Below are 22334 nucleotides of genomic sequence, written 5' to 3'. Positions count from 1 at the left end.
GAGTATGAATAATATGGTGCGTCAAACAGACGGGCAGAAGTTCATCGGGAAAAGCCGTGCTCCCCGGGTGCAGATTGAATACGACGTGGAAATCTACGGTTCCCAGAAAAAGGTCGAATTGCCTTTTGTGGCAGGCGTGATGGCGGATTTGTCCGGCGATAACGTCGCGTCGCTGGGGCCGGTCGAGGAACGCCGGTTTTCGGAAATCGATGTCGAGAATTTTGATGAGCGCATGCAGCAGATCCGGCCGTCGTTGAATTATCACGTGAAAAACGTGCTCACGGACGATGGTACGCTGATTCCAATTGATCTGACGTTCACATCAATGGAGTCTTTCGAACCGGCGGAAGTCGTCAGGCGTATCCCTGAACTGTCGATGTTGCTTGAGGCGCGCAATCGCCTCAAGGAATTGCTGACGTACATGGATGGCAAGGTAGCAGCCGAGGATCTGATCCAGGAATTGCTCAAGAATCCGGACTGGGATGGTCTCAAGGCGGCCGTTTCTGAAGCGGCTCCTGCCGGTACGACGCCAGAGAACCCGGCACCTGGTCAGGAGGGAGAATGAGTATTTCCGGCCAGATTGAATCGGCGCCAGAGCGCGTCGTTGTAGAAGAACGCATTGATGGCGACCTGAAAGACATTCTGCGTCGCTCGTTCCGGCCCAGGACGAATGAAGCCGCTGAGGCGGTCCAGAGTGCCGTCGAGACATTGCTGACGTATGCGCGCGGTAGCCGGGTGGTGATTCGGGAAGACGTTGCGCAGACCGTCGAGCAACTGATTGCGGAACTGGACAAGAAGATTTCCGACCAGTTAACCGAGGTGCTGCACAACAAGCATTTTCAGACGCTGGAAGGTGCGTGGCGCGGTTTGCATTATCTGGTCTCGAACACGGACACCAGCGAAAATCTGAAAATTCGTTACCTGAACATATCGAAGGCAGATCTTGGCAAGACACTGCGACGCTTCAAAGGTGTGGTGTGGGACCAGAGTCCGATTTTCAAGATGGTGTACGAACAAGAATACGGACAGTTTGGCGGCGAGCCGTTTGGCTGTCTGATCGGGGACTATCAGTTCGATCACAGCATGCAGGATGTATCGATCCTGACTGAAATGTCGAAAATCGCGGCCGCTGCGCACGCGCCATTTATCTCCGCAGCCGCACCGGGACTGCTGCAGATGGACAACTGGAACGAATTGTCGAATCCGCGCGATGTGTCCAAGATTTTTACCTCAACCGAATACGCATTCTGGCGTCGCTTGCGGGAAAGCAATGACTCCCGCTATCTGGCGTTGACCCTTCCGCGTTTTCTGGCGCGCGTGCCTTATGGCGCGAAAACGCTACCGGTCGAGGAATTCGGTTTCGAGGAAAAAGTCGATCCTGATTCTTCAAAAGATTTCTGCTGGGCGAATTCTGCCTATGCAATGGGGGCCAATATAACCCGTGCGTTCAAGACGTATGGCTGGTGCACGAAGATACGCGGCATCGAGTCCGGTGGCGCAGTCGAAGTACTGCCCAAGTTCATTTCGCCATCGCAGGACAATGAAGTTGAATTGAGTTGTCCGACGGAAATCGCCATTTCTGACCGTCGCGAGCACGAATTGTCGGAATCCGGCCTGATGCCGCTGGTGTACCGGAAGAACTCTGACACGGCGGCCTTCATCGGCGCGAAAACCGTGCATCGTCCGGCAATCTATGAAGACGACGATGCGACGGCGAATGCCAATCTGTCATCGCGCCTGCCATACATTTTTGCGACCTGCCGTTTTGCGCATTATCTGAAATGCATCGTCCGCGACAAGATCGGTACATTCAAGTCGCGTGAGGATACCCAGCGCTGGCTGAACGACTGGTTGATGAATTATGTCGACGGTGACCCGTCGATTTCGAGCGAGACCACCAAGTCGCGGCGTCCGTTGTCGGCCGCCGAGGTGGTGGTCGACGAAATTCCGGAAAACCCCGGATATTATCGCGCGCAATTTTTCTTGCGCCCTCATTTTCAGTTGGAAGGATTGACCGTGTCCCTCCGACTGGTTTCGAAGCTGCCATCGACCAAGCTGGATGTCGAAAATTGATTTGAGAAGACCGGAGACTTTTCGATTCATGCGACAGATGGTGGATTTCGAAATGTCGTGCAGCGACATCGCAGTGAGTGGCGTTGCGCGACAAGATTGTGTGCACGGTGGACCAGTTGTTTTTTAACCTAATTTAGGAACCTTAGAATGGCAAATGCATTGGTTGATTATTTTCTGCAAATCGATGGCGTTGAAGGCGAGTCGACCGACCAACAGTATCCGGGGCTGATCCAGATCCAGAGCTGGCAATGGGCGGAAGAAAATTCGGGGCGCTGGGGATTCGGCAGTGGCGGCGGTGCTGGCAAGGTCGAGATGAAAGACTTCGAGTTTCGAATGGTGTCGAACAAGGCCTCTCCGAAGCTGTTTCTGATGTGCGCAACCGGTGACCATATCGGCAGCGCCAAGTTGATCTGCCGCAAGTCGGGCAAGGGACAGCAGGAATTTCTTACGATTTCCTTCGCCAGCGGTTTGGTGTCTTCGTTTCGCACGCTTGGCAACATGCCGTTTTCGCTGCTCGGTCATGGCAGTGGTGAAGTCGACAACGTGCTGCCGACGGATGAGATCAAGATCAATTTTGCACAGATCGAATTCGAGTACCGCGAACAGCGCGATGATGGCGCCATGGGAGCGGTCATCAAGGCTGGCTACGATCTCAAGTTGAACGCGCCAATCTGATCCGAGAGAATTTTTCTTTCGAATAAACCATGGAGGTGTCGCGATTCAAGGCGTGACACACGGAAATATGCATGTGAGCGCACATTCACTCTACAACAAGCTGTCGAAACGATTTCACCACGACTCGTTGCGGGAAATCGTTGCGCATCATCTGGTTGAATTGATGAATTGTTCGCTGCGCGGCGGGCGAATCAACGCCTCGGATAGCAGTCCGGTTGCGTATTCGGTATTGAATTACGGTTGCCCGCCGCTGCAAATATCAGGCGGCATTGGCCTCGATCCGGTACATGTGGCGGCGCACATTGGCGAAGTGATACGTCGTTTCGAGCCGCGCGTGGTCAGCACCCGCATCCAGGTGCAACCACGTCTTGATCGCAACCGGGATGTATCGCATACGATGTATTTTGACATTCTGATGACGGCACGCGACGACGGTGCCGAGATCAGGGCAAGTCTTGCGCTCGATTATCTGAACGGGTTCTTCAGTTTGGCTGGCGATTGATGCACAACGAACAATCATGAGTTTCCTGGATCATTACAACGATGAGTTGCGTCAGTTGCGCGAAGCAGGTGCACGATTTTCGAAGGAACATCCACAGGTTGCCTCGGAACTCGGTTTGCATCCGGAGGCGATCACTGATCCGTTCGTTGAGCGGCTGCTTGAAGGCGTTGCCTATCTGTCGGCACGGGTACAGACGCGACTTGATCGCGAATGTGCCGAGTTTGCGCAGCAGGCACTTGGCCGTATCTGCCCGTTGTTCATGGCGGCGACGCCCGTAATCTCGACGTTTGCATTTCACCCGGATCTGGATTCCCCCGATGCGTTCCGGCGCTATACGCTGCCTCGCGGTACGCTGGTGTCGGCCCGCATGCCGGGCCGAAAGCTTCCGGTCACCTTTGCCACGGCCCGCGACGTGACGATGCTGCCTTTGCGCATTGCGAAGGCTGAATGCAGCAGAAGCCTGAATGGATTGCCTTCTCAACTGGCGCAGCAACTTGCTTCATCGCAGGCGGTGTTGCGGTTCCGCTTCGAACTGGAGGGAATGTCAACCATCGCCGAACTGTGCGGCGGCGAGGGAAGCGTCCCGCCGTTGCATCTGAGTCTTGCCGGAGATCTGCCGCGTGCATACGCACTGCATCGGATGTTGCTGACATCGAGCAGCGGGTGGTATGCGCTGGTGCCGACGGCGCACGGCGATGAAGTTCTGAAGTTGCCGCTGACGGGTATCCGCTTGTCCGGTGTAGACGATGCCGAGGCGCTGCTGCCGCCGGACTTCAGTGCTTTGCCAGGTTTGCGGCTGTTGCGGGAATATTTTGCCCAGCCGGCGCGGCTGCTCGGATTCTATCTCGATGTGCTGGCGGCCGTTGCAGAAATCAATCCGTCTGCACGTTCGTTCGAATTGTTTTTTTCATTGCGTGACGTACCGAATTCGCTCGTTGGCGAAGTTGACGCGAATCAATTTCGTCTGTTCGCAACGCCGGTGATTAATTTGTATCCCAAGCGTTTCGATCCGGTGCCGTATGACGCCAATCTGACCGAACAGTGGATACCCGTGGACCGGATGTTGCCTGCCGCGTATTTTCTGTGGGGATTGACGGCCGTGCAGGTATGCGAAAGCAATGGCAAATCACATACGGCACGTTCGGTGCTGGAGACCGCCGGCTATGAAGGCGGAAGTGAAGCAATTCGCTATAGCTTGCGGCGAGAGAGCGGCTTGCTCGCCGACGGCACGCGACGTGATCGTTTCGACCCGCTCGCCAGCCACGATCTGATTGCAGTATCGACGCTGGATGACGCTGTGGAACTGGATGACATTGCATTGATTACTGGCAAGGCGCTGGTGGTCGACCGTGATTGGCGCCCCTCAGCGCTGCTTGATGCTGAACTCAGTTTGCTTGATCCGGTCGCCGTACGCCGCATCGAATGCCTGTGGCCCGGAAGCGCGCCGCGCGGCATGCCATCCGTCGAAATGTGTTGGGATGCAACCTCACATCTGGGGCAAAACCCGCTCGCGCTGCGTGTCGGAAAGGCGCAGAACGTCACCGCGCGGATAGTCGAGCAATTGTTGCTTGCCGCCAATCGTGACGACGCGCTTGACCGTCAGCGGATTGAAAGTCTGCTCTCGGTCCATCTGGAAGCGACGTTTATTGCGGCCGGACGTGCGGTGCCGCGTTCTTTCGTGCAGGCCACGCGCGTCGATATAGATATCGCAGAGTCGGCGCACTCGGACCGCGGCGGCTGGTTGTTTGGACGGTTGCTGGCGCAAGCGCTGGCGGAGGCGGCAACGCTCAACGACGGCATAGAGGTGGGCGTGCGGCTGGACGGCGAGATTGTCAGCACGCATGTGAACACCGGCGCCGGCGAAGGAAGACTGCTGTGATCCTTGCACAGATTCAGCGCGCACTGACGCCGCGTCGCAACTTTTTCGAGTTGATGCGCCGGGTGGAAGTGCTGGAGCGGGAAAGGACCGGCTCCCTGCGACGCATGAGGCGCAGTCCGCCGTGGCTGCGTATCGAGCAATCGGCAGAAATGCATTTTGCGAGCACGGACGTTGCGAGTGTGCGAATCGGACAGACCCGCTTCATTGAAGCGGATGACTATCATCAGGTCAACGTGATTCAGAGACATTTCGGATTGTTCGCACCGTATGGTCCGATGCCGTTGCACGTGACTGAACATGCAATGCAAGAAAAGCGCTTTGAACGCAATGCTGCATTCGAACGTTTTGTCAACGTCATTTGTGGCGATATGGCATGGCTGCATTACTTTGCCTGGTCGTCAATGCATCCGGTGCTTGGATACGAGCGCGCGCGCAATCCTTTCGCCGAGCGGGTAACGGCATTGGCGGATGCCGGTCGCCGGCATGAAGAAGCGACGGCAAGTCATGACGCCCGGGCTTGCCGACGTGCCTTCCCAGGGGTGTACTGCGCTCCTCGGCGGTCGCTGGCCGATTTGCAGCGAATGCTGGTGCGCTACTTTGGTGTGCCGTTCAGGATCACGCCGCGTCACGGACGCTGGATTCCGGTGCCGCTGGCATTGCGCGGCGGGCGCCGGATCGGGGCCAGGATTTGGGATGTCCAGCACTCGATGGAAGTCGTAATCGGCCCGATAGATGCAGCAGAATTTTACCGCTGGCAACGTCGTTCAGCGGCTGCGATGGCGTTATGCGCAGTCGTCACGGATTTTGTCGACGGCAAGATTGATCCGGTGATCAGGGTCCAGGTGCGAACACGCCCTGAAATCGCCGGAAAAATTGGACGCATGCGCCTCGGTGTCGATACATGGTCTCGACCGAATCATGCACTACGTACTTTAACCATCTACGATTTTTTTCGGAACTAGACGTGAATCGCGAACGTATTTTCAATTGCCTTGGTCGCACGGCTTATGCGGCGCTGGTTGATGCCACGACGCTGGGTCGGTCCAGGCACCACACCTTTATCGATCTTGACCACTGGGCTTTGTGTCTGTTGCAGCGTGAGCAGAGTGATTTTTCCAGGCTTTTCGCGGAATGGGGACACGATGTCGACGACGTGAAGCGCCGCCTGGAGAAAGCGCTGGACGGGTTCGACGTAAGCGGAGATTCGCTGCGCGACATATCTGCTTCGCTGGAGCGCAGTGTCGGTCCTGCCGTGATCTGGAGCCAGATTGCGGCACCGTCGGGCAAAGTCCGCTCCGGACATTTGCTGCTCGCGTGGCTTGATGAAGATGTCACACGCCGCTGGCTTCAGCAACGGATCCCGCAAGGCATCACTGCGGCTTCAACCGATGAGGTCGCAAAACGCTACGAAATGCTGGAAGCGAGATGGTCCGAGGCAGCGGAAAATCCGTCGCAAAGCTCTGGTTATTTTCCGGTTGACGAGGCGGGTTCGGATGGTGTGCTTGCCAAGTGGGCAACCTGCCTGACCGACCAGGCTGCGCGTGGCGAACTTGATCCGGTGGTAGGGCGTGATGACGAGTTGCGAATCGTGATTGACATCCTGTCGCGGCGACGTCAGAACAATCCGATCCTGGTCGGTGAGGCTGGCGTGGGGAAGACGGCCGTAGTCGAAGCACTGGCACAGAGAATTCACTCGGGTGCCGTGCCTCCGGGTCTGTTGGGGGCGCAAGTGTGGGCGTTGGATCTGGCGCGTCTGCAGGCCGGGGCAGGGGTCCGCGGCGAATTCGAACAACGGCTGAAGGCGTTGGTTGATGCAGTGATCGCGGCACCGGCGCCGATCATTCTGTTTTGCGATGAAACCCATACGCTGATCGGTGCCGGTGGATCGGCCGGTACCGGTGACGCCGCCAATCTGATCAAGCCGATGCTGGCGCGCGGGCAATTGCGCATGGTGGCGGCGACTACGTGGTCGGAATACAAGCAATATATCGAGCCCGATGCTGCATTTGTCCGGCGCTTTCAGACCGTGGCAGTCGATGAACCGGGTGATGCTGCAGCCATTGACATGCTGCGCACTATCGCACCGCGTTTTGCCGAGCATCATCAGGTACACATCGTCGATGCTGCGCTGCGCAGTGCTGTCGCGCTGTCGAGACGTTATCTTCCGGCCCGGCAACTGCCGGACAAGGCGATCAGTTTGCTGGATACGGCATGCGCGCGGGTCGCGATGAGCCAGAGCTGTGCGCCAGCCGGCCTGGAGCGCCTCGGGCAGCAGGCGATGGCAATCGGGCAGGCTTTGCAGTGGCGGGCTAACGATCGCCGGATGGGTGTTTCAACGCCGGACGATGATGCTGATCTTGAAGCTCAGCGCAATCGCATTGAAGTCGAAGCGGAAACGCTCAAGGGCATTGTTGAAACACAACGCGAGGAAGTGAACTCGTGGCTGGCCCGGATGCGCGCCACGCCGGCTTCAGCTGCAAGCAAATCCGATGATGACGGCACGCTGGCGGCACGTGTCGATGCTGATCATCTGGTGCGGCCCTGGGTCGACGCCCACGTCATCGCCGAAGTTCTGGCAGAGTGGACCGGTGTTCCGGTCACACAACTGGCACAGGACGAAGCACAGCGGATCGTTGATCTGGAGTGTTCGCTGAACACTTGCATCCACGGCCAGTCAGATGGGATACGCGCGATTGTGCAGGCATTGCATGTCTCGCATTCCGGTCTCGGCGATCCGCAGCGCCCGTTGGGCGTCATGTTGCTGGCGGGACCGACAGGTACTGGCAAGAGTCAGGCTGCGGCAAAATTGGCGGAGTTGCTGTTCGGCGGAGAGCGCAACCTCGTACAGTTCAACATGAACGAATTTCAAGAGGCGCACACGGCCTCAACGCTGAAAGGGGCTCCTCCCGGCTACGTTGGATACGGCAAGGGCGGACGCCTGACTGAGGCGATCCGGAAAAAGCCGTATAGCGTCTTGTTGCTCGACGAATTTGACCGGGCACATTCAGACATTCATGAGGTGTTCTATCAGGTCTTCGATCAGGGGTGGATGGAGGATGGCGACGGACGCCGGATCAGTTTTCGCAACAGCTTGATCTTGCTGACGACCAATCTGGGCGATGCGGAGATTGAAGCATCGTGCAAGGCCGATCCGCAGGTGTCGCAGGCCAGCCTGGAGGCACTGGTGCGGGAGCGATTGCAAGGACGTTTTTCTCCGGCACTGCTGGCGCGGATTCAGGTTGTCGTGTTCCGGCCGCTTGATCTTGCGGCGCTGACCGGTATTGCATATCAGGCGCTTGATGAAATTGGCCAGCGACTGGCTCAAAACGGACTTGGCTGGCAGGTCGAAGACAACGTCGCGGATTGGATTGCCAGGGCAATTGCACAACATCCGGCCAACGGCCGCGCAGTACGCGAATTGCTGCGTCAACATGTGCTGCCGGTAGTGGCGCATGGCGTGCTGGTTGCGCGTGCGGAAGGCCGAACGTTACAGACGGTACGGTTGTCCGCGACCGACAGGCTGTTGCTCACACTCGATGATGGAACCGAGCAGGACGAGACCGATGGGGAGTTGATGCCGGTTGGTCTGAATATGCCGGCTGATGCCGGTACGAAGGGAGAACCGGCATGCGTCTGATCGAATTGCGTAGTGATGCGCTGGACTCGGGTTGCATGGCGCTGGCGTTGACGGTGCGAGAGGATTTCTCGCAGGAGCCGTCGTATCGTATTGATGTGTTGAGTCATGATCCGGAATTGGATCTGGATGAACTGCTTGGTACGCCGTTATCGGTTGATATCGATTTGGGTAATGGCGCGGTGCGCACCTTCAGTACCTATGTGTTTGGCGGTTATGACACCGGACAACTGAGCGGGCAATATACCTATACGCTGGACTTGAGAAGCTGGTTGTCGTTCCTGGAAGAAAACCGGAACAGCCGGATTTTTCAAAACCTGACGGTGCCGGAAATCGTCGAACAGGTGTTCGCCGGACATCAACGCAGCGGCTTTCGCTTTGAATTGGAAGGAATGTATGAGCCACGCGAATACTGCGTGCAGTTTCAGGAATCCGACCTGAATTTCGTCAAGCGATTACTGGAAGACGAGGGAATATATTTCTGGATTGCGCACGAATCAGACCGGCATGTTGTCGTGCTGTCAGACACGCAACGCTTCGGTGACCAGGCATCGCCCTATGGCCAGCTCCAGTATTTGCCTGACGGCGAAGAAGCGCGGGCCATCCATGGACGCGAAGGGGTGCAGCGATTACAGCGTACCCGGCGGGTACGGTCGAATAACGTCGCGCTGCGCGATTTCAACTATCTGGTGCCGTCGAACCGCCTGGACAGCGATGCGCAGACGCCATCCGGGCGGGCATTGTCCGGTGTCCAGCTCGAATATTACGACTACGCGACGGGCTATCAGGACGAACAAAACGGCGAACGGCTGGCACGGCTGCGGCTGGATGCGTTTCAGGCAGATGCCCATGTTTTGATCGGCGAGGCCAATGCACGCGGCCTGACGACGGGCCAGGCATTTACGCTGGTAGGTTACCCGGCGTCTACGCGCAATCGCCGTTATTACGTCATCGGCAGCGAATTGTCATTCGTCCAGGATGGACCGGACAGCTCGTCGCAAGGGCGCAATGTCGGCGTCAAATTCAGGGCGTTGGCTGACAATCAGCCATATCGGCCGCTGCTGGTGACGGCGCGACCGCAGGTACCGGGGATTCAGAGCGCAACTGTAGTGGGACCCCTGATTTCCGAGGTATATACAGATAATCTGGGGCGCATCAAGGTGCACTTCCACTGGGATCGCTACAAGACGGTGGAAGCCGACGCTTCATGCTGGATCCGGGTGTCTCAGGCGTGGGCCGGCAAGGGCTGGGGTGTCATCGCCATGCCCCGGGCCGGACAGGAAGTCCTGGTGACGTATGTGGACGGTGACCTTGATCGGCCATTGGTGACCGGTATCGTCTACAACGGCGATAATCCGACACCCTACGACTTGCCGAAGGATGCTCGCTATACGGGGCTGGTATCGCGATCGATCAAGCAGGCAGGACAACCTCAGAATGCCAGTCAGCTCACCTTCGACGACCAGCGTGGCGCGGAGCGCGTGATGATTCATGCCGAGCGCGACATGCAAGAGACCGTCGAGCGTAACAGCTCGAAGGCAGTCGGCCAGGATTCGAGCGTATCGGTGGTCGGCACGTCGACGTCGGTGACGGGGGCGGCGATCAGTTTCAGGGGTATCGCGGTAACCTTTACCGGGCTGTCGGTCAACTTCACCGGATTGTCGGTAAATTTTACCGGCGCCAATTTGTCGTTTACCGGTTCGTCGGTCGGCTTCACCGGCGTCAATACCTCGTTCACCGGTGTCAATACCTCGTTCAACGGCGTCAATACCTCGTTCACCGGCGTCAATACAGGGTTCGTCGGCGTCAACACCTCGTTCACCGGCGTAGCAACCAGTATGACCGGCACCACGACATCGGTGACCGGGGTGTCAACCAGCATGACGGGCATTTCAACCTCGATGACCGACGTCAGCACGTCTGCCACAGGACAGTCGCAAAGCATGACCGGCGTCTCGCTGTCGTTTACCGGGACATCGAACAGCATGACCGGCGCCAGCACATCAGTGGTGGGCTCAACAACCAGTATCGTTGGCACATCGATGTCGAATACGGGCATGTCGACCAGCGTCACCGGTGTTTCCATGTCGACCACGGGATCATCGACAACAATGGTAGGGACGAGCATGTCTACCACAGGCAGCACGACCTCTACTGTCGGTTCAAGCAATTCGACCACCGGCAACAGCACGTCGGTCACCGGTGTCAGCTATTCGTACACCGGTGCCAGTTATTCGGATACCGGTGTGGATCTGAAGAAACTTGGCATGCAAGTGAAAAGCTGATGCCGATGCGTCATATCAAGCCTCAGGCCGCACTTATTGCGACGGCGCGAACCCAGATTGGTGCTACGCCGATGCTGGCGATCAGTATCGGTGTCGGCTTCCGGCTCAGCGATCCGACGATCCTGGTCCATGAAGCGGCAGTCTGGGAGGCGCTGAAGGCGGCGACGCCATCGGTGCCGTTGGCCGAGGTCGCCATGCCGAAGCGTTGCGCGGAGTGGTTGCTGGCCGGCGAATCAGTGCACCGGATAACCGCCGCAGACCATAGAGGCATGGTTGAGTGGAACGCTTCGGTTGAACTCGACGGCGTTCGCAAGACGGTGTCGTGTCGCGTGAAAGCGAACCCCGGGTCGGCACCAGATGCCTTCGCGCGACTCACGATTGATCCGGTGCAGGCGGCCGCGGGCGGGGCCGGAGAAAATCCGTTCGGCATCGTGTCAGGTACGGCGCCATTGCAGCGTGTGGGGGTGCTGGGCGTTGCTCCAGAACCGCTGGCCGCGATGGGGGCGCTCGCAAATGACTGGCCAGAACGCCGGCAATGGATGCCCGCCCGGCCCGGCACGTCTGAGGCAATGGCGCGTGACGGTACGCACATGGGATGGCCTGCCAGTGTCGATCTTCGGTTTTTTCAGCAGGCGGCACCGGATCAATGGTCGCATCGCGAAAGCTGGACACCGGGCGCGCGTTTCGAACTGCGCGGTTTCGGCGAGCATGGCGCAGGGTATAGCGGGTTACTGCCACGTCTTGCCGCAGTCGCGCTGGTCACGCGCACCGACCGCACCGGCGCCGATCAACTTGCGCTCAGGCAACAGACTCTCTGGTTCCTTCCTGATCGTGATATCGGTGTGCTGTGGTGGAATGGCGCAATTGCGACCGCTTACGTTCTTGATGACAGTCCGGCCATGCTGGTCGCTGCATTCAAGGATGCGGAGGAACCATTCGACGTCGACACCTTGATGGCATTTGCCGGGCAGCGTGTGGACTTGAGCTGCATTGATCCGACGCAACAGGCGGATCATCCGTTGATGCCGTCGGTCGACCGGGGCTGGAGTTGGGATCTCATTCTTGATGCGGATGATCACCCTCGTTTTAGTCCTGTACCTTACCATCGCAAGGAAGTCAGAACGCGGCTCGAAGGCCAGCTTATGAGCCTCACCGTGGCACGCGAAGACCAGATCAGGCTGAACGCGTCCGGAGAAAAAATGCAATCCGGTACATTGCCGGCACCGCCGCCTGACGGTCAGGATTGGCGACAACGTTTGAGCGTAGCTGATGCTGCCGGGCTTGCGCGGGTGACCATCCGGGGCGCTGATCTGTCGGCGTTGCGACTTGACGGCTGGTGTTTCGAAGAAGTGCGGTTCGAGCGTTGCCGATTCGATCAGAGCAACTGGCTGAACTGTTCGCTGAGCCAGGTACAGATGGTCGACTGCACATGCGTCGATGCCGCGTTCAACGAGGTGCAATGGCAGGACGGTGCACTGATTCGTTGCGAACTTGCGCGCAGTTCCTGGAACAACGTGACGCTGGAGCGCGTCAACCTGGAGACGTGCCGGCTTGACGACTTTACAGCGACAGCGGGAGCGTGGTCGATGGTGGTCGTGCAGGGCGGCGGCGGTGCGCGTGGTTGCATACAGGATGTGGAATGGCAGGGCGTGTCCTGGAACGACGTCGATGCCTGTCATTGGACCTGGAACCAGGTACGTGCGAAGGGAATCGACCTGGTTGAATGCAAACTGACAGACCTGAAACTGTCGCAATGCACGATGACAAAACTGAGTGTGCTGTTGAGTAATTTATGCCGGAGCACATGGCAACAAACGACGTTGTCGTCGGCAGTATTGTCGTACGGCTCGTCGCTGGAGCACGCGCACCTTACCGATTGCGTGTTCCGGTCGTCGAGCTTTCAGGACTTGCAGGCACTCGGGGTGCAGGTCAATCACTGTTCGTTCATCAAATTCAACGGCCAACACCTGAAGGCAGAGCGGTCGAACTGGACATCGACGTTACTCGACGGCGCGAACATCATGCATGCCTGTCTGGCCGGCGCATCGTTTGACGGCTGTTCGCTGAAAGAGGCGATCCTTTACGGCGCCGACATGCGCGAGACCCGGATGCACGATTGCAATCTGATCCGGGCAAGTACTTCATGGGCCCTGTTGCCACAGTCCGGTGTATGGAGCCGGAACCTCAACACGGGACGAATCGATGTACCCAGGAGGGGCGAATGAATGCCCCCCTGTTGCCGCCGGATGTGCCCGCCTTGCCGTCAGTAATTCGGGGACGGCATTACACGTCGTCGCACAAAAACCTCGATTTGTCCGATACGATTTACGAGGATTGCCATTTCGACCAGCTGCACTGGTCGCGGTGCCGGCTGTCCGGCCTGCGATTCGTCAATTGCCGGTTCGATGCGAATCACTTTGAAGATTGTGACCTGACGCGTCTGGTCTTTGAAAATTGCCAGATCGCCGAGGGGGAATGGGCCGACAGCGTGCTGCGAGGACTATCCTTCACGGGCGGCGAGATTCGCGGCGCCAGATGGCAGGACAGTCTGTTAAAGGACATGGTGCTGGCCAATATCAAAGGTGCGTCGTTGCAGTTCGATGCAGTCCGCGCGGCCCACGTATCGTTCGTGGCGAGCGAACTGACGAAGGTCTCGCTGCGCGGCGCGCGTTGGTCCGATGTGTCGTGGATCGACGTCCAGCTTTCCGAACTGCAAGTCATGGCGGTCGAGCTTGAGAATTTCATCGTTGGTCAGAGTCTTTGCACCGGCGTTGTTCTGACTGATTGCAGCGGCATCAACGTGCGCTGGATAGATTCGAAAATAGAACAGATGACGCTGCAAGCGAGCAAGTTGAAACAGGCCGCCTGGTCACACAGCCACTGGACCGGTGGCAGCATAAACGGGAGCACGTTGCCGTTCGTGAGTTTCGATCACGCGGTACTGACCGACATGACGATCCGGAACTCTGAATTGTTTCAGGCCATGTTCGATCATGCCAATGTCAAAAACTGCGATTTTCAGGCGTTGCGCGCTCCGCGCGTTGCCTTTCGTCATGCCCGACTCGAACGCGTACAGCTCGTGGCTGCGGAATTGCGGGGCATCGATGCTCGCGGTGCTGATTTGTGTGATGTCAATCTGACCGGCAGTGATTGTCGCTCCGGACTGTTGACAGGACAGCCGAGAAATGTCTGGAGCGCTGCCGACACGAAGAATACAAAATTTGATGATGCTGCCCTGGATGACGATGGTCTTTGGCGGCAGCGCATCCAACCAGGAGCAAGAGGAATCTGATGACGAGTGAAATGCAACCGGGCCGGGAAACGAAGGTAAATGAACGCGACAAAGAAATTTCTGCGCCGCTGCTGGCGCTGTTCACAAGGACCGATCATTTGACTATCGGCCGTGTGTGCGGATCGGAGGACCACGGCGTGTGGCGAATTTCTGCACTGCCCGGCGACACGGTGCTGGCCCGCGTCGCGGTCAGTTGTCTGGTCAAACCGCAATTGGACGATCTGGTCCAGTTGTACCAGACGGCAAGAGGGTGCTGGGTACTCGCGATTCTCGAACGAAGCGGTGATGCGGAAGCGGTGGTACTTGATTTCGGTGCTGCCAGCCTTCGCATACAGGCGCACGGCATGCTCCTGCAAGCCAGTGACAGATTGGATTTCGAGGCGGTTCAGATCGCGAGCCGGGCGGATGTGGTTACAGAGGTGGCGGCAGAGCGTTACACCCATGTCCGTGGGACCGACTCCACTCGTGCCGGAAACACGTTCGTCCATACGGAGGGGCATTTGGGGATGCATGCACAAAGCGCTGTGGTGTCGGCCGAAGCGTTGATTAAGATCGACGCCGGACAAATCCACATGGGTTGAACCAGTTTATACATGGAGGTTGTTATGTTTGCCAATTGCTCTGCCGGCGGGATGGCGCAGTCAGATTCCGATGTCTGCAAAACGCCGCCGCTGGCGATCCCGATATCGTATACGAACATCGCGAACAAGCCTGAAGCGGTGCCGAATGTGCCGACTATCATTTACAGCGGCGGGCCGGTGCACAACATGAATACGACTATTCCGATCACGCACAGTGATGAGCCGGGTTCAATGGGCGGGGTCGCATCGGGCACCGTTTCCTCCGAGTCGCGTCATGTGACGGGGTCGGGAAAGGTGTTGATACAAGGTGCGCCGCAGACCAGACTGACCGATACCAATTTGCCGAATAAGCAGAATACGTCGGGTCAGACAGTCACGCCATCCCAGACCATCACGATGACGCTCAGCTGATGAAATATATCCAGACGCTGATTGCATGTCTCGTACTGAGCGTTCTGTCAGCGTGTTCGTCGCTTGGTTCGAAGAATGTCGAGCCGCGCCGGTTGCACGTTACGCTGGTAGGCAGCAATCGGCTCAATCCCGGTGTCAACGGCGATTCGAGACCGGTTCAGTCGTGCATATATATCGTGCGGGTGGCTGATTGGGTGCCGATGGGAAGCAACGATTCGTCGTGCGCCGGACGTGATCAGGATGGTTCCGTGCTTGCCGCTTCTCGTCATGTCATAGCGCCGAATCAGGTTTTGCAATTCTGGATCGAAGTACCGCGCACCGGCGAGATCTGGCTGTTGGCAGACGCGGATTACGCGCAGCGTCCGCCCAATTATGCGCCGCTTCGCGTGCGCATCGATGGCCAGGAAGTGATTCATCTGGCCGTGTTGCTTGAGCGCAGCGGTATCTATAACGCATCGCTGCCGGGCCCCGTGCCGCTCGCACTTGATGCACCTGTAAACATAAACACCAATGCCGTGGCAGTTGAACCAGCCCCCCACGCAACGGGTATAAGGAGACGAAGATAATGAGCAGTTTACCGGTTGGGCCGGTAGCGTGGAGTGATGGAATGTTGATCGAAACTCAGCATTTCCAACAACTGGAACGTTATTTTTCACACCAGGTTGCGTCGCGACTCGGACAAACCGTGAATCACGGCTGGGGTTTTACGCAGCTCGATGTCGATCAGGACGGGCTCGGGCTTGGCAGGCTCGGCCTGCGCAGTGCACGCGGCGTGTTCCAGGATGGCACCGCATTTTCATTGCCATCCCACGATGCATTGCCGTTACCGCTGGGAACCGAACAGGCGCAGGCCGGCGACGTCGCCTGTTTCGCGATTCAGGCTGCGGGCAGCGGCGGCCCTGAGATGGCGTTCGGTGAAGTGACGTCGGCTTCGCGTTACCGTGCTGCGGCCACTGAGGTCCGCGACTTGAGTATCGGCCTCGATGCGCCAGGCACACCGCGCAACCTGACGATTGAAACTGGTCAGTTGATGACGCGACTGTGTTGGCAAAAGCAGCTTCGTACCGACGAGGTGGCGTTACCGATCGCCCGCGTTGCGGGCCGCAGTGCGAGCCGCACGATACTATTGGATCCGCGTTTTATTCCGCCGCTGCTCGACACCCGCACGCATGTGGTGCTGAATTCATTGATCAACGAACTGCAAAGTACGCTGCGGGTACGGTTGGAAAATACGTCCGGACAACGAATCCTGACGGCCGGCGGCGGCATCGCGGATTTTATCGAATTGATGCTGAGACAGGCGATTGCCGAGTACCGCATGCGGCTGGCCAATCTCGATGCGTTCGACCCGTTGCCACCCGTGTTGTTATATCGCGAGCTGATCGGCTTGCTGGGGCGACTGAGCGTGTTGCCCGGTGTTGACGAAGAACTGGCCGGTCGCGAATTTGGCTATCGCCATGACGATTTGCAAAGTTGTTTCGAGCCGCTGGCGACGGCAGTGCGGCACGCACTGGCGCGCGTGATCGAGACACCGGTGTTGCCCCTGCGCTTCGAAGATCGGGGCGATCAGGTCCATATCTGCATGGTCGATCAGCAGTGGAATCTCAGAAAGCTCGTGTTTGCGGTCTCCGCCGCGATGCCGGCCGAAAAACTCCGTCAGTTGCTGCCTCAACAAACCAAGCTGGGCGCGGTTGAGCAAATTCAGAAACTGGTAGATCTGCAATTGCCGGGGGCGCGTCTGATTCCGTTGCCCAATCCACCGCGCCAGATTCCTTATTACGCCCAAAGCACCTACTTCGAAGTCGAATCGAGCGATCCGTTCTGGAAACAGACACTCTCCGGTTCCGCGATGGCGCTGCGCATCGTCGGCGAGTTTCCAGACCTGCGCTTTGAAGCATGGGGCTTGCGAGACGGCAAGGTTGCATGACCACTGACATGAGCTTTTACTAATATGAATTTGCTAAGAAATCTTTCTTCTGCCATCCGGCGTGCGACGTCGGCGTCCCACATGCTCGACCGGGCCGCCTCTAATCCGGATCTGATGACGCGTGCGCCGACGTTGTCATCGCTGGTCAATGCATCGTCAAGTATCGGTACGACCACCAGTGTGGGTGCGACCACGACAGTAAAGGACAACCCTTCTGCGCTTCAGGCCGATACGGTAGTCACTTCACCTGTGGTCTACAGTCAGCAAAGCGAACCGGTAGCCATCCTGAAAGCCGGGCAGCAATCAGCGAACTGGAGCAATCCGTTCGTGTCGCATGCGTTGCCGGCGATTCTGCAATTGTCGCGACATTTGTCGGAAAGTTCGCTCAGTCAGTCGGCCATGCGCACCCAGCTCGGTCTCGAGGTACGGCTTTATCGTGAGCGGCTGGCCAGCTCTGGTTGTGAGTGGGAAAAAATCCGCGACGCGTCTTATTTGTTATGTACCTATTTGGACGAGAATGCCAGCGATGCCGCGCGCGCTGGGTCACTGGTGCTGTACGACGGTGAACGCAGCCTGTTGGTCGAGTTTCACGATGATGCCTGGGGCGGCGAGGATGCATTTTCCGATCTGGCACGCTGGATGAAGACCGAGGATGATTCGTCCGTCGCTTTGCTGTCGTTCTACGAGTTGATTCTCTCACTCGGCTGGCAAGGCCGTTATCGGGTACTGGACCGCGGCGATGTGTTGTTGCGGGACCTGCGTTCGCAATTGCATGTATTGATCTGGCGTCATGTACCACCCGAGCCGTTGGGTACGAAACTGATCACGCTGGCGCGACCGCATCAGCGGTGGTGGACTGTGGCCAGAGCGGGAGCGGTCGCTCTGGCCGCGGTGTTGCTGATCTATGGAATCATCAGCGCTGTACTGAATTCACAAGGCGCACCAATACGCAATGCACTCGCCGCATGGATGCCGCCGACCCGCACCATCAATCTCGCGGAAACGCTGCCACCGCCGCTGCCGCTGCTGCTGTCGGAAGGCTGGCTGACCGCATACAAACATCCCGAAGGCTGGCTGCTTGTGTTTCGCAGCGATGGCGCATTTGACGTCGGCAAGGCCAAAGTGCGCGCCGATTTCGAAGGCAATATTGAACGACTCGGCCTGGCGTTCGCACCGTGGCCAGGCGACCTTGAGGTAATCGGTCACACCGACCGGCAACCGATTCGCACGAGTGAGTTCGCGAATAACCAAGTGTTGTCGGAGGCGCGTGCGCGTACCGTGGCCAACGAGTTGCGCAGGACTGCGTTGCCGGGCGGGGCGCAGGCCCCTGAAAATGCAGTACAGCGAAACATCGGCTTTTCAGGATTGGGTGACACGCAGCCGATGGATCCGGCCCGGACATCGGCCGCCTACGAGAAAAATCGCCGGGTAGATGTCTTGTGGAAAGTGATTCCGGGCGGTGGCAGGCGCACTGAGCGCAACGCTGCCGCCACTACTCCCTACCACGATACGAACGCCATGCCGGACGGTGTGGAGATGACACCGGAAGGACAATCTCCCTATGCAACACAGAAGGTGAAACCATGGTAAGAGCCAGTCTTAGAGTCTTTGTTGCGCTTCTGATTGCAGTGATGATCTGGTGGGTGGGGCCGTTGTTTGCGTTTGGTATTTATCATCCGTTCGCAGGAGTCGTGGTGCGCCAGATCCTGATTGTGCTGGTGCTGGCGTGGGGGCTGTGGCCGACGCTGGGGCGGCTCTGGGCACGGCTCGCCATGAGCCCGCGCCGGGTGCGGATATCGCAGCCGGTGGCGCGGGCCGATATTATCGATGAGCGGCTGCAGGAACTGGGGCGGCAACTGAAGACCCGCTGGGAACGCCAGCCACGCAGCCGCTGGAAGCACTGGATCGGCGTGTTGCGTCGGGAGCATATGAGCGCTTTGCCGTGGTACCTCGTGTTGGGTACGGAGGGCAGTGGCAAGACCAACCTGGTGGCGAAGGCAGTGAATGCGGCAGGCTCCGGCGAGGAGCGGGTACTTGCGATCGAACCGTTGAACAGCCGAGGTGCGGATCTCAATGTTCGTATCGCGAACGATGCTGTCTGGTTTGATATCGGTGGGCGCTGGAATCTGCGCGAGGGTATCGACGATGCGTCGCTGGAAGCCTGGAAGAAATTGCTGAAGGGCTTGTACCGTCTTCGCGGAAGCGCGCCAATCAGTGGTGTTGTGCTGTGTGTTGATAGCGGGGTGATGGTTGATGCCCAATTGGAAGCGCGTAAGCGCATGGCTGACGTTGTGCATCGCCGGCTTGCAGACATGCGTGAAATGTTCGGACAGCAGGCGCAGGTATATGTCGCCCTGAACGGTATCGACCGGCTTGATGGCGCGGTCTCGGTGCTGTCGCAACTGGATACCGGCTATTGGGCCAGCGGAATGGGATTCTGCCTGCCTGAGCAGGCGCGCGATGAAAGCGCTGCGGAAACTGGCGCGAGCTGGGACAGTGCGTTGCACGAACTGCAGCGGCGAGTCCAGCAACAGGTGTTGTTCTCCACACCGGCGGTGACTGAGGTCGCCTCGAATTATGCACAATTGCGCTTCGTGGAGACCTTGAGCCAGTTGCACAAAACGCTCTTTGTCTGGTTGCAAATTGCGATTGCACCGGCTGAGTTCAACGTGGCCGCGCGGTTGCGGGGCGTGTGGATAGGATCGATGGCAGAACTGGCCGTGACGCAGTCCGGCGGTACGATGCCGGGTTCGCCAGCACCGACCAGATCGTTGGGGGAACTGTGGACGCCACTTTTCAAACAGGTGGTGCTCGAACGCAATGCGGTGCGACCAAGCGGTAAGCGATCATGGCGCAACCGGGTTGGTCATGGGATACGCGCGATGGCATTGCCGGTTCTTGCCATGTTTCTGCTGCTGTGGTTCGGTTGGGGATACTTCGCCGAGCGCAACTACCTGGAAGATGTCTGGGCGCAGTTCAGTGAGACGAAACGTCTGGCACAGGCGCAGGTGTCGTATGGACCTGATGGCGGCTCACCGCTGCTTGAGGTTGCGGGCCAAATGCGTTATGCGCAGATACAGGCAGAAGAAGCCGGGCGCGGGATGGCGACGCCGTATTTCGAACATGATCGCGTCGCCGATGTTGCGCGTGATACCTACCATCGCCAATTGCAAAAAATGTTGATGCCGGAGCTGCACAATGAAGTCCGGCGTGTATTGCTGGCGCAAGCGGATGGTGCATCAGGCGATGTATACCAGACGCTCAAGGTCTATCTGATGCTGTGCCGACCTGACCGGCGCCACGCTGAAGAAGTCGTGCGCTGGCTGGGGACACGCTGGGATGGTCTTTCCGGCGGACAATACAATGAAGACGATAAGCGCGTATTGCTGGCCCACGTGCGCGAGCTGATCTCTCTGCCAAAACTTCCTGCCACCCCGGAGGACGCCAGCCTGGTGCGTTCGGCGCGTGCGCGGGCAGCACAAATTCCACTTGTTACACGCGTACTGCAGCACATTCGGACGCAAGAGCTGCCTGCCAATGTCAACGATATCTCGCTGTCACGCGCGGCGGGATTTGAATCGGCGATGAGCCTGCGCTTGCGCAGCAATATCCCTTCCACCGATGTTGCGGTATCCGGTTGGTTCACGCGGGCGGGTTATACGGATGTGTTCCTGCCCCGCGTCGAGAAGAGCGCTCGTGCGATGCTTGAAGAGGAGAGCTGGGTGTTGCGCGATGAACAGTTGCGCGGCAACAGCTTTCAAATTGACGGGGTAGTTCAGAAGCTGACCGACTCTACCCGGGCTCAGTTTTTGCAAAATTACATTACCAGTTGGCAGAATTTCCTCAACGATGTGACAGTGCGCAGCGTGACGGGACTTGATGACGCTGCTCAACTGGCGGCGGCGATGATGGATTCGCAGTCGTCGCTGGTGAATTTGTTGCGTTTCGCAGCCCGAGAGACGACGCTTACCGGCGCCAATGATGAAGGCAATATCGATAGCTGGATCGATCGCCAGAAATATCGTTTTGAAAAGGGACGACGTCAGATCGTAGGCGAACTGAGTGGTCAGCATTATCGTACGGTGTTATTGCCGGAACACGTTGTCGAGGAACATTTCCAGGCCATCCGGCAACTGGCGGCACAACTGAATAACCGTAGCGATGCACCGACCAATCCGCTGGCCCGCCTGTTTGAGCCACTGTACCGGCAATTGGGACTGGTCAGTGGTGCACTGCAAGTAGGGCAGGTTCTGCCCGCACAATACGATGTGTTTTCGCGGCTCAAGCAAACCGCTGCGCGCCAGCCGGAACCGGTACGCGGGATCATGTTCGATTTGATCGGCAACGGCAGCACGATGACGACCAAGGAGTCCGGTGCGTTGCTCAATCGGGGCGCCGCCGGCGTAACCTCATCGGTGTGCAGTAATGGTTTCACTGCACGTTATCCGTTTCGCCAGGGTTCGCAGCTCGATGCGGGAGTGGCCGATTTCGAACGATTGTTCAGCGCGCAAGGGCTGATGGCGAGCTATTTTCGCGAGCACCTGGCAGCCCATGTCGATACCTCGGGTACGCCATGGAAGGCGTTGAATTCGAATGGAGGCAACCTCGGCATGGTAAGCCCGGGCGTGTTGTCTTCTTATGAAGCGGCCGATCGCATCCGCAGCGCCATGCTCGATGACGCGGGGCATTTGCGGGTGTCTACGGTGCTGCGTTTCATTGATATGGATTCACAAATATCCGAAGTGCAACTGACGATCGACGGCCAGACGTTGCGGTATGCGCACGGAATGACGTCGCCGCAACGGATTGACTGGAACGGCCAAAGTACAAAGCTCGCGATTCAAATGCAATTGAAATCGGTGGATGGCCGGCTGAGCACGCTTCAGTTCACCGGCCCATGGGCGCTGTTCCGTTTCTTCGACGCGGGACAGGCGGCGGGTGGAACCGCGGACCGTCGCGAAAGACTGTATCAGACGAACATCGGGACGGTTCGGCTGGAGTGGCAGGCGTTAACGGCGCTGTCGCCGATTTGGTCGGGCATGTTGCAGTCGTTCAGATGTCCGTCGTGATGCAGA

Annotated in this window: 16 protein-coding genes; all 16 read left to right on the top strand. The window is 58.1% G+C overall.

What is annotated here, in order from left to right; translation table 11 throughout:
• Positions 1–13: 13 nt before the first annotated feature.
• The 16 genes from tssB to tssM all read left to right on the top strand — a co-directional run bounded on the left by tssB (position 14) and on the right by tssM (position 22328).
• Positions 14–565, top strand: coding sequence for a type VI secretion system contractile sheath small subunit (gene tssB, locus AKL27_RS10890; RefSeq protein ID WP_050462842.1), 552 nt, complete (start codon positions 14–16; stop codon positions 563–565).
• On the top strand, positions 562–2073 hold the full coding sequence (gene tssC, locus AKL27_RS10885) for a type VI secretion system contractile sheath large subunit (protein WP_050462841.1): 1512 nt from the start codon (positions 562–564) through the stop codon (positions 2071–2073). The genes tssB and tssC overlap by 4 nt, the downstream gene beginning before the upstream one ends.
• Positions 2074–2220: 147 nt before the next feature.
• Complete coding sequence (locus AKL27_RS10880; protein ID WP_050462840.1) at positions 2221–2748, top strand: Hcp family type VI secretion system effector; 528 nt, start codon at positions 2221–2223, stop codon at positions 2746–2748.
• Positions 2749–2821: 73 nt separating this feature from the next.
• Positions 2822–3250, top strand: a complete 429-nt coding sequence (locus tag AKL27_RS10875; protein WP_050462883.1) for a GPW/gp25 family protein — start codon at positions 2822–2824, stop codon at positions 3248–3250.
• 16 nt (positions 3251–3266) lie between these two features.
• A complete protein-coding gene (gene tssF, locus AKL27_RS10870) occupies positions 3267–5129 on the top strand; it encodes a type VI secretion system baseplate subunit TssF (protein WP_050462839.1) in 1863 nt (620 codons plus the stop codon).
• Positions 5126–6091 (top strand): type VI secretion system baseplate subunit TssG, encoded by a 966-nt coding sequence (gene tssG, locus AKL27_RS10865; protein WP_083438979.1) that lies wholly within the window; start codon positions 5126–5128, stop codon positions 6089–6091. Before tssF ends, tssG begins: the two co-directional genes overlap by 4 nt.
• Positions 6092–6093: 2 nt before the next feature.
• On the top strand, positions 6094–8766 hold the full coding sequence (tssH, locus tag AKL27_RS10860; RefSeq protein WP_083438978.1) for a type VI secretion system ATPase TssH: 2673 nt from the start codon (positions 6094–6096) through the stop codon (positions 8764–8766).
• Complete coding sequence (locus AKL27_RS10855) at positions 8757–11048, top strand: type VI secretion system Vgr family protein (protein WP_050462838.1); 2292 nt, start codon at positions 8757–8759, stop codon at positions 11046–11048. Before tssH ends, AKL27_RS10855 begins: the two co-directional genes overlap by 10 nt.
• A gap of 5 nt (positions 11049–11053) precedes the next feature.
• Complete coding sequence (locus tag AKL27_RS10850; RefSeq protein ID WP_050462881.1) at positions 11054–13273, top strand: DUF2169 family type VI secretion system accessory protein; 2220 nt, start codon at positions 11054–11056, stop codon at positions 13271–13273.
• Positions 13270–14340 carry a pentapeptide repeat-containing protein gene (locus AKL27_RS10845; protein ID WP_050462837.1) on the top strand — a complete coding sequence of 357 codons (1071 nt, stop codon included), beginning with the start codon at positions 13270–13272 and terminating at the stop codon, positions 14338–14340. The genes AKL27_RS10850 and AKL27_RS10845 overlap by 4 nt, the downstream gene beginning before the upstream one ends.
• On the top strand, positions 14340–14921 hold the full coding sequence (locus AKL27_RS10840; protein ID WP_050462836.1) for a DUF3540 domain-containing protein: 582 nt from the start codon (positions 14340–14342) through the stop codon (positions 14919–14921). Before AKL27_RS10845 ends, AKL27_RS10840 begins: the two co-directional genes overlap by 1 nt.
• Positions 14922–14945: 24 nt before the next feature.
• Positions 14946–15332 carry a DUF4150 domain-containing protein gene (locus AKL27_RS10835; protein WP_050462835.1) on the top strand — a complete coding sequence of 129 codons (387 nt, stop codon included), beginning with the start codon at positions 14946–14948 and terminating at the stop codon, positions 15330–15332.
• Positions 15332–15898 carry a type VI secretion lipoprotein TssJ gene (locus AKL27_RS10830; protein ID WP_050462834.1) on the top strand — a complete coding sequence of 189 codons (567 nt, stop codon included), beginning with the start codon at positions 15332–15334 and terminating at the stop codon, positions 15896–15898. Before AKL27_RS10835 ends, AKL27_RS10830 begins: the two co-directional genes overlap by 1 nt.
• Positions 15898–17259: a type VI secretion system baseplate subunit TssK gene (tssK, locus tag AKL27_RS10825; RefSeq protein WP_050462833.1), complete on the top strand. Its 1362-nt coding sequence runs from the start codon at positions 15898–15900 to the stop codon at positions 17257–17259. The genes AKL27_RS10830 and tssK overlap by 1 nt, the downstream gene beginning before the upstream one ends.
• Positions 17260–17340: 81 nt before the next feature.
• On the top strand, positions 17341–18849 hold the full coding sequence (gene icmH / locus AKL27_RS10820) for a type IVB secretion system protein IcmH/DotU (RefSeq protein WP_050462832.1): 1509 nt from the start codon (positions 17341–17343) through the stop codon (positions 18847–18849).
• Positions 18843–22328: a type VI secretion system membrane subunit TssM gene (tssM, locus tag AKL27_RS10815; protein ID WP_050462831.1), complete on the top strand. Its 3486-nt coding sequence runs from the start codon at positions 18843–18845 to the stop codon at positions 22326–22328. The genes icmH and tssM overlap by 7 nt, the downstream gene beginning before the upstream one ends.
• Positions 22329–22334: the final 6 nt, after the last annotated feature.

This window comes from Herbaspirillum autotrophicum (assembly GCF_001189915.1).
Taxonomy (GTDB): Bacteria; Pseudomonadota; Gammaproteobacteria; order Burkholderiales; family Burkholderiaceae_D; genus Herbaspirillum; species Herbaspirillum autotrophicum.
This window is presented reverse-complemented; position numbering and strand designations above follow the sequence as displayed.

Bases quoted from the DNA above. Each gene is read 5' to 3' on its own strand.
- tssF (WP_050462839.1), top strand. From the start codon at position 3,267: ATGAGTTTCCTGGATCATTACAACGATGAGTTGCGTCAGTTGCGCGAA.
- AKL27_RS10840 (WP_050462836.1), top strand. From the start codon at position 14,340: ATGACGAGTGAAATGCAACCGGGCCGGGAAACGAAGGTAAATGAACGC.
- AKL27_RS10835 (WP_050462835.1), top strand. From the start codon at position 14,946: ATGTTTGCCAATTGCTCTGCCGGCGGGATGGCGCAGTCAGATTCCGAT.
- icmH (WP_050462832.1), top strand. From the start codon at position 17,341: ATGCTCGACCGGGCCGCCTCTAATCCGGATCTGATGACGCGTGCGCCG.
- AKL27_RS10855 (WP_050462838.1), top strand. From the start codon at position 8,757: ATGCGTCTGATCGAATTGCGTAGTGATGCGCTGGACTCGGGTTGCATG.
- tssK (WP_050462833.1), top strand. From the start codon at position 15,898: ATGAGCAGTTTACCGGTTGGGCCGGTAGCGTGGAGTGATGGAATGTTG.
- tssC (WP_050462841.1), top strand. From the start codon at position 562: ATGAGTATTTCCGGCCAGATTGAATCGGCGCCAGAGCGCGTCGTTGTA.
- AKL27_RS10880 (WP_050462840.1), top strand. From the start codon at position 2,221: ATGGCAAATGCATTGGTTGATTATTTTCTGCAAATCGATGGCGTTGAA.
- tssM (WP_050462831.1), top strand. From the start codon at position 18,843: ATGGTAAGAGCCAGTCTTAGAGTCTTTGTTGCGCTTCTGATTGCAGTG.
- AKL27_RS10845 (WP_050462837.1), top strand. From the start codon at position 13,270: ATGAATGCCCCCCTGTTGCCGCCGGATGTGCCCGCCTTGCCGTCAGTA.
- AKL27_RS10850 (WP_050462881.1), top strand. From the start codon at position 11,054: ATGCGTCATATCAAGCCTCAGGCCGCACTTATTGCGACGGCGCGAACC.
- tssB (WP_050462842.1), top strand. From the start codon at position 14: ATGGTGCGTCAAACAGACGGGCAGAAGTTCATCGGGAAAAGCCGTGCT.
- AKL27_RS10830 (WP_050462834.1), top strand. From the start codon at position 15,332: ATGAAATATATCCAGACGCTGATTGCATGTCTCGTACTGAGCGTTCTG.